The following is a 14299-nucleotide window of genomic DNA, read 5'->3' as shown; positions in this document are numbered from 1 at the left end:
AGCGCGAAACCCACCATAAGATGAGATTTCTTTTAAGGATCGTGGGAGATGACCACGTTGATAGGCTATAGATGTAAAGGCAGTAATGTCATAGTCGAGTAGTACTAATAATCCGTAAGCTTATGTAAACCCTTTTCCCGTGCGCCTCGGCGGACGGGAAGAAACTTTCTAATGAATACTTTTTTCTTTATCTCAGTATGTTAAGATATTATGTAATGTTGATTAGCTTTAGCTAATTTACCCATTGCAAAACGACCTTAAGGTGGTTATTGCGGCGGGGCTCACCTCTTCCCATCCCGAACAGAGTAGTTAAGCCCGCCTGCGCAGATGGTACTGCAGTTATGTGGGAGAGTATGTCGTCGCCTTTTTTTTAAAAACCCTTATCCTAATCGGATAAGGGTTTTTTGTTTTACAGAAATGCCGTGTTCCCGCCACCGCGGGTCGGTTCGTCGCCTTTCTTTAAAATCCTCATCATTTATTTGATGAGGATTTTTTTTTGTTTATTTGTCCCGTTCTGAAATAGCGATACACAAAAAGTATCCTAATGGAAAAACATGGGATCAATCCTAAAACCGAATCAATCATAATACCTGTGGAGAGACAAAATTGGAGTAGTCGTTCGTGCTCATTTGAACTAACTTCTGGAAACTTTTATTTTCTATTTCTAGATGTATTGATTGTCTTCTACAATTGTAATTTCAACTTTTTGATAGTTCAAATTAAAATATTGACTTTCGAATGCGATTTTATCGTAATCTTCAGTTCGATTTAATTATATTAATTTCGCTGCTTTATAAGGTTCTAAATGTATGTATCTAATATGTATTGTTGATATTATTACTAATATCATTCAATGATTATTTAAGAGAACTTATAATCTTCTAAATCTTAGTTTTTCCTGCTTTATTGCTGATACCGTAATTTGTGAATTCATAGTTGTAATTCTTTACATCTAATTTTTATTAATGCTATTTTTAGATAATTTTATGATATATGTTAACATAATCTAAATATTTTACTATTTTTGGCGATACCTAAGAATACAATATGATTTTCAAGCCCCAATTAAGATACCAGATGTTATTTTCTTGTATCTTGTTTTTATTCTATCTAAATTTCTCTTACAGTCAATGTGCAGGTTCTGATAATAATATTACTATTTGTGACATAGCTGATCCCAATAGCAAAGCAATAGATTTGTTTGGACTTCTTGGAAGTAGTGCTATAACAGGAGGTACATGGGTTGATAACCTGAAATCTGGTGGTCTCAATACTACTACTGGAATATTAAATGTACAATCAATATCAAATAGTAATGTTTATCGTTACACTTATACAGTTGATAATGGTGCAGGATGCAAGGATTCCGCTGTAATTACTGTTACGGTAGGAGGATATGCAGGTGTTTCAAGTCCCTTTTTATCTGTGTGTAGTGACAATACTTCATTTAATTTATTTCAGGGTTTTAGCGGTAGTTCTCTCCGACCCCAATCAAATGGTGTATGGAGTGATGATGATAAAACTGGAGCATTGACAGGAAGTATGTTGAACGCATCTTCTCCAAATATTGGTACTTATAATTTCACTTATACTGTACGTGCTGTAGGGACTTGTCCTGCTCAATCATCGAAGGTATCCGTTACTATTTTTCCAAGTCCTAATGCAGGTAGAGGTACTGATCTACTGGTATGTAATTCTGACGACTTTTCGATATATAAAAATTTAGATCTTAATTCTAGATTAGAAGGAGAAGATATAAATGGTGTGTGGACTGAATCAACGACTTCTGAACTTGCAGGACCAGCTGATTCTTTTATAGATATTGAAAATATTTATAAACTTTATGGTAAAGGAACTTATACTTTTAGCTATACCGTTTTAGCTTCAAACCCAATATGTGATGCAAGGACTTCAGTTGTTAACATAGTCATTGAAGATCAATTAGATTTTTCTAAAACTACCTTGGATGTTAATACTGATATTTGTGAAAGTGAAATTACTACTGCAAATTATAAAGCCGTGATTAATGCAGGTCTGGGTATTATACCAAATGGTACTTTCCAAGTGGATTATTCTATCTCTTCAGTATCATCATCTGATATAATTTCTATTACTTCTGATTTTACAAATGGTCTTCTAAGTTTCGATATTGATGGTTCTTATTTTTCGAAAGTAGGTAATTATACGGTTTCTATTTTAGAGATTTCCGATGTGAACAGTAGAAGAGGGTGTAAAAATGTTGTAAGCTCAATTTCTGATGTTTTAGCTGTAAATGCTTTACCAGTCATTAATAATGCAACAATTGTTATTACCCCCGTTTGTAAAGGAAACGACGTAATTTTACAACTATCTGGAGATACTAATTTAGTTAAGGGAAATTATTCTATTGCTTACACGTTATCTGGAAGTAATACGTTAGTTAATCAGAGTGGTGTCCTGGTATTTGATAATAATATTGGGACCTTAATTATTCCATCTTTATCGCTTCCTAATAGTGGTGATTGCACAATTAATATAACTTCAATCACAAATCTAGCTAGTGGCTGTACTAATAATGCAAATGTAAGTAAGTCTTTTACTGTAAAGCCGCTACCCTCTTTTTCTAGCTTAGTAATAGATATTCCAAATGTTTGCCAAATTCAACCTGTCACTGTTTCGATTTCTGGGTTAGGAACACTCACTACAATCGAAGTCGGATACCGTATAAATAATTCTGATACTATATCTGAAGGTTCAATTACTCTTGTTGTTAACTCCGGAAAGGCCTCATTTATTATTCCGGCTTCAGCCTTGATGAATTTGGGTACTACGATATTTAATTTAACCTATATAACAGATAATAATACTGGCTGTAAAGCAGTAGTTTCTTCTAGTTCAAAAACCTTTACGATCAGTAAAAACCCTAGTAATCCAATTGTTCAAGATCAATCATTTTGCAAAGTAAATAAACCTACAATTAATAATTTACTACCTAATGGAAGTCAATTTCAATGGTTTGATTCAGCAAGTAGTACAGTTGTATTAAGTGCTACTTCTTTGTTGGAATCTAAGAAATACTACGTCAAAGAAGTTAATACCGTTACAGGATGTGAATCTTCTCGAGTATCTCTTGATGTTATTTTAAATGATATTTCGACACCGACCTTAAATGCTAACGGTGAAAATTTTTGCGGTTTAGATAATCCTACAGTAAATGATTTGTCAAATAATGTAAATCATACTGACGAATTAATTTGGTTTGATGCTGCAGTCTCTGGAAATAGGTTGAATGACGCTTCTACACTTAAAAATGGTAGTAGTTATTATGGTTATGCCTACTCAAATATGACAGGCTGCTTCTCAGATGTTTTAATAGTAACTCCCTCTTTAGTTAATTGCGAAGTTACTGATGGTTTTTTAATTCCAGATGGCTTTTCCCCTAATAATGATGGAGTTAATGATACGTTCAGAATAAAAGATATTGAATTTATTTATCCCAATTTCACCTTAGAAATCTATAATAGATTTGGTAACAAATTGTTTAGTGGTGATAAAAATAAATTAGAATGGACGGGTAGCAACTCGAATTATAAAGCTGGTATTGACGGTTTTGCTCCTAACGGCGTTTATTTTTATATCATTAATTATAACAAGAACAATAAGACACCTAAGCAAGGACAATTGTATTTAAACAGATAATTTAAGATGAAAAAGATAATACTAATTGTAAGTCTTGTGTTTCTCTACACTGGTGCTTCAGCGCAACAAGATGCTCAGTTTACGCAGTATATGTACAATATGAATGTTATAAATCCAGCTTATGCAACAGGTAATGAATCTATGCTGGATCTTGGATTGCTATATAGAACGCAATGGGTAGGAATCGAAGGTGCGCCTAAAACAATGACTGCTTTTGGTCACATGCCTATTAATGATAAAATCGAAGTTGGTGTATCGCTTGTTTCCGATGACATTGGTGATGGTGCTAAAAAAGAAGATAATTTCTATGCTGATTTTGCTTATGTATTAAAATTTAATAACACCCATAAACTTTCTCTCGGAATGAAAGCTGGTTTCACCTCTTTTAAAACCAATTTTAATGGCTTTATGTTTGAAAGTGGTAATGCCAGTACTGATTTTGCCTTTTCGGAAAATATAAATACTATTTTTCCAAATATAGGTATTGGAGCTTTCTATTATACAGACAATTATTACGTAGGTGTTTCTAGTCCTAATCTTCTAAATTCAAAGCATATCGAAGAACGTTCAGGAATAAATGCTTTTGGTTCTGAGCAAATTCACACTTATCTTACTGGTGGGTATGTTTTTAGGATGTCCGATATGTTGAAATTAAAGCCTTCATTTATGAGCAAATTTATCCCTGGTTCTCCAGTTACTGTCGATGTTTCAGCTAATGTACTCTACAATGATAAGTTTGAGTTGGGAGCATCTTATCGAGTTGGTGACGCGATTAGTGCATTGATGAATATTAAAGCTACACCAAGTGTTAGAGTTGGATATGCTTACGATTATACAATCTCAAATCTCGGCCAATTTAATTCAGGAACACACGAACTATTTATATTGTTCAATCTAGATTTATTACGTAAAGGTTTTGATAAATCACCAAGGTTCTTTTAAAAATTAAGATATGAAAAGGATATTTCTAGTCGTTATTGTGTTTTCAATACAATTCTTAAATGCTCAAGTACAAGATATTCAAAGAGCAAATTGTTTCTTTGAAAAGACATATTATAGTACAGCTATTCCACTTTATGAAAAAGTAGTAGATGACAATCCAACTTTTGATGTCATTAAAAATTTGGCAGACAGTTATTATTACGTTGGTGATTATGTTAATGCGCAAAAGTGCTACGGAAAACTGTTTTCTAAATTTAAAAACGTACTTGGTCAAGATGATTACTTTCGATATTCGGAAAGTTTGAAAGCGTCTGGAAATTATTCAGAAGCCAATAAAATATATTTAGATTATCTTACGAATACAAATAACGAATTTGAAAAAAGCATTTTTGGTAAAAACATTAAAATTTTAGCCAATATAACCGCTTTAGGAAAAAGATTTGAAATCAAAAATTTGGCAATTAATACCCCTAATTCTGAATTTGGTGGATTCCTGTTAAAGAAGAATTTAGTTTTTTCTGGAGTTATGGATAATAATGGATTGTTTGACAAGAAATTCAAATGGAACAATGAAAAGTATCTCGATCTAGTTGCTGTACCCTTTGATAAAATTAATAGTGCTGATGCAGTAGTTAATTTGTTTTCAAATGAGATAAAAACTTCCATGCACGAATCCAATGCCGTTTTTACAAAGGATGGGAAAACTATGTATTTTACTAGGAATAATTACAAAAAAGGCAGACGTGCTAAGAATAAAGACAGAGTTTCAAATCTTCAAATATTTAAAGCAGAGTTTATTAATGATCAGTGGTCAAACATTACGTCTTTGTCATTTAATAGTGATAATTATTCTGTGGAGCATCCTGCTTTAAGTAATGATGAGAGGACGTTGTATTTTGCATCAGATATGCCTGGAACTCTCGGTTCATTAGATATCTTTAAGGTCGAAATAATGGAATCAGGATTTGGTGATCCTGTGAATTTAGGACCAAACATAAATACAGTTAGAAAAGAACAATTTCCGTATGTTGCAAAAGATGACAAATTGTATTTTTCATCAAATGGACGTGGAGGTTACGGCTCGCTTGATGTGTTTGTTGCAGATATTAAAACTGTTAATTCTTTAGAAGCCGTCAATGTAGGTTTACCCGTTAACTCTGGTTTTGATGATTTTGCATTCATTATCGATTCGGATACTAAAGAAGGTTTCTTTTCATCCAACAGAGGAGGAGGGAAAGGTAGTGATGATATTTATCAGCTGAAAGAAACAATGCCACTGGTAGTTGAAGATTGTATACAATATATTTCAGGTATTGCTATAGATGTAGATACGAAGCTTCCGTTAACTAATGCAATAATAAGTTTACAGAATAAAGATAAAGTCGAAATTAAGCAATTTAACACACTTGGTGATGGTGCATTTCGCTTTACTGTGGACTGCGATAGTAGTTATACTGTACTGGGAGCAAAAGAAAACTACACTAATGATTCAAAATCATTTCAACTCTATCAAGATAGAAAAAAGGACAATATTACCTCTTTATCTTTAAGATCGAAAGATGCTATCTTTAAAGAAGAGCAACTCGCTGTGAAGGAGAAAGAAAAAAGAGAATTATTAGTGTCACAAAGAAAGAAAAGAGAAGAAATTGCACTTAAAGAAAGAAAGGCGCAAGAAGAGAAAGTTGCTAAAGAGGAATTAGTTAAAGAAAAAGAAATCAAGAAAAGGGCCAAGTTAGACCAAATTGTGACAACTGAAAAGGACGTTGTAAAAGAAAAAGACCGCCTTATAATAAAAACAGATCCTATCTATTTTGATTATAATCTGTGGTATATTCGTAAAGAAGCAAAAATAATATTAAATCGAGTTGTTGTATTACTAAATAAATATCCAGAAATGGTTATTGAAGTTGGCTCACATACAGATAATCGTGGAGATGGTAAATACAATTTAAAGTTGTCATCAAATCGTGCAGAATCGACAAGGGAATATATTGTGAGTCAAGGTATAGACTCCAAAAGAATATTTGCTAAAGGGTACGGAGAAAGTATTCAAATTGTAAAATGCATTCCGAGTGATTCTTGCTCTGAAGAGCAACATGAATTAAACAGAAGAAGTGAATTTGTGATTAAGGATCTATAACCTGAATTAAAAAGAAAAAGAGGTAAATTTCAATTTGAAATTTACCTCTTTTTTTATCCGTGTATCGTCTCATTCTTGCCATAATTGACAATGATGGAAGTCTCAAATTCGATCCATTCTTTCCACCGCCTATCTACATCTACATTATCGGCATATTTTCGAGCAAAACCTAGAAAAGTAGTGTAATGTCCTGCTTCACTAATCATTAAATCCTTATAGAATTTTGCCAATTCTGGATCTGCAATATTTTCAGATAAGACCTTGAAACGCTCGCAACTTCTTGCTTCAATCATAGCAGAGAAAAGCAGACGTTCGCACAGTGCGTCATTACGACTACCGTCTTTTTTCATGAATTTAAAAAGTTCATTTACGTAATGATCTTTTCGTTCTCTTCCCAAAACAAGACCTTTGCTTTTAATTAGATTGTGAACCATTTGCAAATGTTCCAATTCTTCCCGTGCAATAATCATCAATTCTGTAACCAATTCTTCTTTTTCAGAATTCTGAGTGATGAGACTTATTGCATTTGAAGCTGCTTTTTGCTCGCACCATGCATGGTCAGTCAAGATTTCTTCTATATTCGATTCTACTATATTTACCCATCTCGGGTCAGTAACCAATTTTAGTCCTAACATCACCTATCTTTTTTAGTCCTACAAAATTAGTGTTTTCTTTCTTAATAATTGAGATTAGAACTTCAATCTCAGTTTGTATGTCATGGGCGCGCCCCTCCGTAAAAACTACGGGTCGGGCTTTCGGCTATATCTTTTTTAGCTGTGAAAAAAAACCAGCTAAAAAAGGATACCGCCTCAATCCCTCGCGCAAAAAGGTATAATCAATATCGTTTTCTAATAAATTTAAAATTCTATTTTGCAAATTAATATGTAGATGATCTTAATCCTATTTCATCAAAATACACTTATTTTGCAGTAATGGAAAAAGTAATTCAAACAGTTTTAATTATAGGTTCGGTTTGGCCAGAGCCCAATTCATCTGCAGCAGGATACAGAATGTTACAACTCATTTCGTGTTTTCAAGAGGAGGGCTATCATATCGTTTTTTCAAGTCCAGCCATGGATAGCGATTTTATGGTCGATTTAGAAGAACACAATATTGAGAAAAAAAGTATTAAGCTAAACTGTTCGAGTTTTGATAGCTATATAAAAGATCTGCAACCAGTTATCGTGCTATTTGATCGATTCATGATGGAAGAGCAATTTGGTTGGCGCGTAACCGAAAGTTGTCCGCAGGCATTACGTATGCTTGACACCGAAGATTTACATTGTTTGCGACTTGCTAGACAAAAATCTTTTAAAGAAAGAAGCGTTTTTGAAATAGATGATTTATTAGTCGAAGAAGTTGCTAAACGTGAAATTGCTAGTATTTTAAGGTGTGATTTATCATTGATGATTTCTAAATTTGAAATTGATATTTTACAATCCGTTTTCAAAGTCGATATCAACTTGCTGTTTTACCTTCCGTTTTTATTAGATGCTGAAGCTATTTCTGATTTTGTTCCTTTCAAAGAAAGAACAAATTACGTCTTCATTGGTAATTTTTTGCATGAACCCAATTGGAATGCAGTACAATATCTCAAAGAAACAATCTGGCCACTCATAAAACAGCAGCAACCTGATGCTGCATTACATATTTACGGCGCATATCCTTCTCAAAAAGTACAACAGTTACATAATGCCAAACAAGGATTTTATATTCAAGGGCGAGCTGCTAATGCTCAAAAAGTAATTTCAGAAGCTCTCGTGCTGTTGGCTCCTTTACGTTTTGGTGCAGGATTAAAAGGTAAATTAGTGGAGGCTATGCAATATGGTACCCCTACTATTACTACTCAAATAGGAGCTGAGGCTATGCATAAAGGTTTACCATGGAATGGCTTTATAGAAGATGATGAAATTTCATTTGCTAACAAAGCTGTTGAATTGTATAGCAACGAAAAGCTTTGGCTAAAATCGCAACAGCAAGGAATTAAAATTATAGAAAAGTGTTTTGATAAAAGTCTTTTTGAAGGCAAATTTAAAAGAAAAATTACCTATTTGTTAGCCAATTTACTGCAACATCGTAAAGCAAACTTTTACGGAAATCTTTTGCAGCATCATAGTTTGGCTAGTACGAAATACATGTCAAGATGGATCGAAGAAAAAAATAAAACATAACGTATAATTGCAAGTTAATTCTATTTTTACATTTGAATAATAGAACGTAAAATGAAGAAATTAATTACTGCGCTTTCAATGGTTCTTTGCGGACTTAGTATGAATGCACAAGATATAAGTGTTGAAAAAAAATCTTTGGAACTGAACTAGGACATATAAAAGCAGATGTCTTTTATGAATTCAAATTAGATAGAAAGTTAGCTTTACGTACTGAATTAGCAATTGATTCAAATACCTATTCATACGATAATATACAGAATGAGTCAATATCAGGACTATAATGCCATTAAGCTTGGTTGTGGAGCCTCGTTTTTATTATGGTATTGATAGAAGAAATCGGTTGGGCAGAAATATCAGCCACGATAGCTCCAATTATTTTTCTATAAAAACAGCTTTTGCTGCCTATCGTAATTCGATTTATAAAATTGACGACGTAATCCGAATAGTAAATGCGTTTTTAATACTGCCAAGTTTTGGGATAAGACGTAGTTTTGCTAAGAACTTTAATTATGAATTTTCAACTGGTTTTGGCTTAAGTTATAATATTTTCAATAATAATAACAGTTGTAATTGTGATCATTTATATAATTCATATGATCTTCAAGCTAAAATTGGATATACTTCTTGACGGTATTCTGGTCTTGAATATGATATCTTACTATTTAGCCTCGATTGAAGCGGCATCCTTGTGGGGGCTTGGATTTTGGCCCCACAAGATATAGCGGAAAGCGGGAACCCAATTTCCTGCTGAAAACCAATCTTCTGCTCCTAATATTAATAATGATATAAAACACGAAACCCCGTTAAGCCTGAACTTAACGGGGTTTGTTTATTATGGTGACTCAGTGTTATGCAAGCATAGTAACTGGGTTTTCAATGTATTGTTTTAATGTTTGTAAGAACTGTGCTCCAGTTGCTCCATCGATTGTACGGTGGTCGCAAGCTAAAGAAAGCATCATAGTGTTTCCTACTACAATTTGTCCATTTTTTACAATTGGTTTTTCAACAATTGCTCCAACAGATAGGATTGCAGAGTTAGGTTGGTTGATAATTGAATTAAATTCAGTGATACCAAACATACCTAAGTTAGAAACAGTAAAAGTGCTTCCTTCCATCTCAGCAGGTCCTAGTTTTTTGTTTTTAGCTCTTCCAGCAAGATCTCTTACACTAGCACCAATTTGAGATAGGCTCATAGCGTCAGTAAATTTCAATACTGGAACAACCAATCCGTCTTCAACCGCTACAGCAACACCAATATTTACATGGTGATTGATAGTGATTACATCAGCAGACCATTGCGAGTTGATTTTAGGATGTTTTTTCAATGCTAATGCACAAGCTTTGATTACCATATCGTTGAATGATACTTTTGTATCAGGCAAACTATTGATAGTAACTCTTGAGCTCATTGCGTCATCCATAGTTACTTCAATTACTAAGTTGTAATGAGGTGCTGTGAATAATGATTCAGCCAAACGTTTCGCAATGATTTTACGCATTTGCGAGTTTTTGATTTCTTCAGTAACTACTTCTCCAGCAGGTACGAATAATTTTGGCGCAGCGGCAGCAGGTGCATCCGCTTTCGCAGGTGCAGCAGATGGTGCAGCAGCAGCAGGAGTGAAATTTTCGATATCGCTTTTTACGATACGTCCATTTTCTCCAGATCCTTTAACTTGTGAAAGATTTACACCTTTATCACTTGCAATTTTTTTAGCAAGAGGAGATGCAAAAATTCTTCCACCATCGTTTGTAGCTGCAGGAGTTGCTTCTTGTGCTTTTTCAGCAGTTGCAGCAGGTTTTTCTTCTTCAGTTGCAGTTGCAGCAGGAGTAGATCCTCCAGCAGTGAAACTTTTAGCTATTCCTGAAACATCAGTTCCAGCAGGCCCTATGATAGCAAGTAAGCTATCGATAGGAGCAGATCCACCTTCTTCGATTCCGATATATAAAAGAGTTCCTTCGTTGAAAGACTCAAACTCCATAGTCGCTTTATCAGTTTCTATTTCAGCAAGTATGTCACCTTCAGCAACAGCTTCACCTACTTTTTTCAACCAAGTTGCTACAGTACCTTCTGTCATAGTATCACTCAAACGAGGCATTGTTACTACGATTACTCCTTCTGGTAATTCTGCAGGAGCAGCATCTTTAGTTTCAGCTGGTTTTTCTTCTTTTGATTCTTCTTTTGATTCTTTTTTTGCAGCTTCCTCAGTTGCAGGAGCAGCGTCACCAGCAATAAGTGCAGTAACATCTTCACCTTCTTCACCAATGATTGCAAGTAAAGAATCGATAGGAGCAGTTTCTCCTTCGGGAATACCAATATATAAAAGAGTTCCTTCGTTGAAAGACTCAAATTCCATTGTTGCTTTGTCAGTTTCAATTTCAGCAAGGATATCACCTTCACTTATTTTGTCACCTACTTTTTTAAGCCAAGTCGCTACCGTTCCTTCCGTCATAGTATCGCTCAAACGAGGCATTGTTATAATTGTTGCCATAATTGATTTTATAGTTTATGAGGTAAAAATGGATAATCTTCTTGTGCGTACACAACATCATACAATTGTTGAACTTCTGGGTATGGAGAGTTCTCTGCAAAGTCAACACATTCTTGAACCTTGTCTTTTACTCTTTGTTCAATTGCTGCGATGTCTTCTGGTGTAGCGTATTTTTTATCCTTGATTACGTCTAAAATTTGTGTAATTGGATCGATTTTTTTGTATTCTTCAACTTCTTCTTTAGAACGATATAGTTGCGCATCAGACATAGAGTGACCTCTATAACGGTACGTTTTCATTTCTAAAAATGTTGGTCCATCACCACGACGAGCTCTTTCAATAGCTTCAGTCATTGCTTCAGCAACTTTTACAGGATTCATTCCATCAACAGGTCCACAAGGCATTTCGTATCCTAAACCTAATTTCCAGATATCTGTATGGTTTGCAGATCTTTCAACTGAAGTTCCCATAGCATAACCGTTATTTTCAACGATAAAAACTACAGGTAATTTCCATAGCATAGCCATGTTAAAAGATTCATGAAGAGAACCTTGACGAGCAGCTCCATCTCCAAAATAGGTCATGGTTACTCCTCCAGTATTGTTGTATTTGTCTCCAAAAGCTAATCCAGCTCCTACAGGAATTTGTCCTCCAACAATTCCATGTCCACCATAAAAACGGTGTTCTTTAGAAAAAATGTGCATTGATCCTCCCATACCTTTAGAAGTACCAGTTACTTTTCCCATAAGCTCTGCCATTACTCTCCTTGGGTCAACGCCCATTCCGATTGGCTGAACGTGATTTCTGTAAGCAGTAATCATTTTGTCTTTAGTCAAATCCATAGCATGTAATGCACCCGCTAATACTGCTTCTTGACCATTATACAAGTGTAGAAAACCTCTAACTTTTTGTTGAATGTATAATGCTGCAAGTTTGTCCTCAAACTTTCTCCAAAGTAGCATGTCTTCGTACCACTTCAAATAAACCTCTTTTGTAACTTCTTTCATCTAGATTATTCTTTTGCTAAAGTTTTTATTGTAATGTCAACTGTGATCTTGTCGCAAAATAGTGTAATGGTACAGAATTGCGAATTGCAAAAATAGAACATTACAATTAAGAACTAAAATTTTAATGCTGATTTTTAGTATTATTACAACATGTTTTTGTTAAATAATAACGGGAGCAAGTTTTTTAGTGAGTCTGACTTGTAAATATCACCTATTTCGCCTGTAAAATAAATTTCGATTGGAGCATCTTGTCGTATCTCATATTCGGCAATTGATTGTCTGCATGCTCCGCAAGGTGGAATGGGATTTGTAGTTGTATTAAGCTCTGCTGCCGCTGTAACCACAATGGTTTTTATTTTTGCGTCAGGATATAATGACCCAGCTTGAAATATAGCTACTCTTTCGGCGCAAAGACCTGATGGGTATGCTGCATTCTCTTGATTGGATCCTAAAACTACCTTTCCGTTATCTAGTAATATAGCTGCACCTACTTTAAATTTTGAATAAGGGGCATAGGCTTTGTTTCGAATAGCTATTGCTTCTTTTAACAATGTTTGAATTTCTTGCGGTGTTTCTTGCGCATTTTCAAAAACACTAAATTCTGTATTAATGCTGATTTTTTTCATTTTATAAATATAAAAAAATCCAAATTTCATTTGATGAAATTTGGATTTAAAATTTGATATATTTTATATGCTAATATTCATCGTATTGGTCACCAAAATTAAGTGTCAATGAAAATCGCAAAGTGTTTTCAAGTGGGTTTTTTACTTTCGAAGCAGAAAATAAATAAGATACGTCAATTTTTACTGTTGTGTATTTAAATCCGGCACCTAGAGAGAAGTATTTTCTAGCTCCTTTTAATTCATTTTCGTTAAAATATCCCAAACGCATTGCAAATGAATCTTGATAAGTATATTCCGCTCCAGCAGCGTAAGTAACTTCTTTTAGCTCTTCACTTAGTCCACCTGGTGCATCTCCAAATGATTTAAAAATTCCAGATGTCCAACCTATAGAATTGTAATCTTCTGTTTTTTGCTGTGTTTGTTCTGCTGTGTCTGTGCTTTCGTATTGAGGGGTCGGTACAAGTAGTTTGTTGAATTCTAAATTAAGAGATACTTTGTTGTAATCATCAAAAATGAAATCAAAACCTCCACCTATCTTTAAATTTGCTGGAATAAAATTAGTGCTAATGTTATCATTATCGTAACTGATTTTTGGCCCTAAATTCTGAATATTGAATCCACCTCTCCATCTACCGTTGAAGTCATTGTATGCTAATTCTTCAGATTGATAAAATCCAGCGATATCAATTGCAAATGTATTAGCTGCCGAAGCATCATTGTTGGCATCTGCTACCTTTAGTGCAGAACGAATGTAACGTCCGGCAACAGCCATAGAGAATCTTTCGCTCAATTTAAGAGAGTAGGATCCGTCAATAGCTAATTCGCTAGGAGATACTTTTCTAGTTATTTCATTGGCTTCTCCCGTTTGGCGTAATTCAATTTCTCCAAAACTAAAATAACGAAGACTCGTTGCAAAAGCAGAACGTTCATTAATTCTATTGTAGTATGTTAATTGACCTAATGCAATATCGTTTGCTAAATCTGTAAGATATGGCGTGTAACTTATGGATACTCCTTGTTGCTCTGTGGCAAAGGCATATTTCGCTGGATTCCATTGTTGAGAAAACGCATCTGCCGATGTAGCTACCCCAATATCTGCCATTCCTGCTGCTCTTGCATCAGCTGAAACTAGTAAAAAAGGAACCCCGGTTGTTATCACCCTGTTTTCTTGTGCATTTCCGTTCCAAAAAGCTAGTATACAGCTAGTAAAAAGTATTATTTTTTTCATTTTTGATGTAAAAATTTA

General features: G+C 34.3%; 9 protein-coding genes and 2 rRNA genes. 6 read left to right on the top strand and 5 right to left on the bottom strand.

Annotated features, from left to right (window positions below; all coding sequences use genetic code 11):
* The 5 genes from LXH21_RS16410 to LXH21_RS16390 form a co-directional block, all read left to right on the top strand.
* A 23S ribosomal RNA gene (locus LXH21_RS16410) occupies window positions 1–128 on the top strand; the annotation flags it as partial.
* A gap of 130 nt (window positions 129–258) precedes the next feature.
* Window positions 259–368, top strand: a 5S ribosomal RNA gene (rrf, locus tag LXH21_RS16405).
* Between the two features lie 709 nt (window positions 369–1077).
* Window positions 1078–3678, top strand: a complete 2601-nt coding sequence (locus LXH21_RS16400) for a gliding motility-associated C-terminal domain-containing protein (protein ID WP_239868440.1) — start codon at window positions 1078–1080, stop codon at window positions 3676–3678.
* A gap of 6 nt (window positions 3679–3684) precedes the next feature.
* Window positions 3685–4620: a PorP/SprF family type IX secretion system membrane protein gene (locus tag LXH21_RS16395; protein WP_239868437.1), complete on the top strand. Its 936-nt coding sequence runs from the start codon at window positions 3685–3687 to the stop codon at window positions 4618–4620.
* Window positions 4621–4630: 10 nt separating this feature from the next.
* On the top strand, window positions 4631–6760 hold the full coding sequence (locus LXH21_RS16390) for an OmpA family protein (RefSeq protein WP_239868434.1): 2130 nt from the start codon (window positions 4631–4633) through the stop codon (window positions 6758–6760).
* A 53-nt stretch (window positions 6761–6813) separates the two neighbouring features.
* Here the strand turns inward: LXH21_RS16390 and miaE are convergent, their stop codons facing one another.
* Entirely contained in the window at window positions 6814–7395 is a 582-nt protein-coding gene (gene miaE, locus LXH21_RS16385; RefSeq protein ID WP_239868431.1) for a tRNA-(ms[2]io[6]A)-hydroxylase, read from the bottom strand.
* 297 nt (window positions 7396–7692) lie between these two features.
* On the opposite strand from miaE, the gene LXH21_RS16380 reads away from it, so the two are divergent.
* Complete coding sequence (locus LXH21_RS16380) at window positions 7693–8931, top strand: glycosyltransferase (RefSeq protein WP_239868429.1); 1239 nt, start codon at window positions 7693–7695, stop codon at window positions 8929–8931.
* Window positions 8932–9779: 848 nt separating this feature from the next.
* On the opposite strand, the gene LXH21_RS16375 is transcribed toward LXH21_RS16380, so the two are convergent.
* From LXH21_RS16375 to porV, 4 genes are all read right to left on the bottom strand, one after another.
* A complete protein-coding gene (locus tag LXH21_RS16375; protein WP_239868426.1) occupies window positions 9780–11420 on the bottom strand; it encodes a pyruvate dehydrogenase complex dihydrolipoamide acetyltransferase in 1641 nt (546 codons plus the stop codon).
* 8 nt (window positions 11421–11428) lie between these two features.
* The gene (pdhA, locus tag LXH21_RS16370; protein ID WP_239868423.1) at window positions 11429–12427 is read right to left on the bottom strand and encodes a pyruvate dehydrogenase (acetyl-transferring) E1 component subunit alpha; all 999 of its coding nucleotides are present in this window, start codon (window positions 12425–12427) and stop codon (window positions 11429–11431) included.
* A gap of 143 nt (window positions 12428–12570) precedes the next feature.
* Window positions 12571–13053: a cytidine deaminase gene (cdd, locus tag LXH21_RS16365; protein WP_239868420.1), complete on the bottom strand. Its 483-nt coding sequence runs from the start codon at window positions 13051–13053 to the stop codon at window positions 12571–12573.
* A 70-nt stretch (window positions 13054–13123) separates the two neighbouring features.
* Entirely contained in the window at window positions 13124–14281 is a 1158-nt protein-coding gene (porV, locus tag LXH21_RS16360; RefSeq protein ID WP_239868417.1) for a type IX secretion system outer membrane channel protein PorV, read from the bottom strand.
* Between the last annotated feature and the right edge of the window lie 18 nt (window positions 14282–14299).

The organism is Flavobacterium algicola, from assembly GCF_022399565.1.
Taxonomy (GTDB): Bacteria; Bacteroidota; Bacteroidia; order Flavobacteriales; family Flavobacteriaceae; genus Flavobacterium; species Flavobacterium algicola.
Note: the sequence above shows the minus strand (reverse complement) of the source record. Positions and strands in the feature narration are given on the sequence as shown.

Excerpts from the sequence above, each read along its gene's own strand:
- LXH21_RS16400 (WP_239868440.1), top strand. The coding sequence starts at position 1,078 with ATGTTATTTTCTTGTATCTTGTTTTTATTCTATCTAAATTTCTCTTAC.
- LXH21_RS16395 (WP_239868437.1), top strand. The coding sequence starts at position 3,685 with ATGAAAAAGATAATACTAATTGTAAGTCTTGTGTTTCTCTACACTGGT.
- LXH21_RS16390 (WP_239868434.1), top strand. The coding sequence starts at position 4,631 with ATGAAAAGGATATTTCTAGTCGTTATTGTGTTTTCAATACAATTCTTA.
- miaE (WP_239868431.1), bottom strand. The coding sequence starts at position 7,395 with ATGTTAGGACTAAAATTGGTTACTGACCCGAGATGGGTAAATATAGTA.
- LXH21_RS16380 (WP_239868429.1), top strand. The coding sequence starts at position 7,693 with ATGGAAAAAGTAATTCAAACAGTTTTAATTATAGGTTCGGTTTGGCCA.
- LXH21_RS16375 (WP_239868426.1), bottom strand. The coding sequence starts at position 11,420 with ATGGCAACAATTATAACAATGCCTCGTTTGAGCGATACTATGACGGAA.
- pdhA (WP_239868423.1), bottom strand. The coding sequence starts at position 12,427 with ATGAAAGAAGTTACAAAAGAGGTTTATTTGAAGTGGTACGAAGACATG.
- cdd (WP_239868420.1), bottom strand. The coding sequence starts at position 13,053 with ATGAAAAAAATCAGCATTAATACAGAATTTAGTGTTTTTGAAAATGCG.
- porV (WP_239868417.1), bottom strand. The coding sequence starts at position 14,281 with ATGAAAAAAATAATACTTTTTACTAGCTGTATACTAGCTTTTTGGAAC.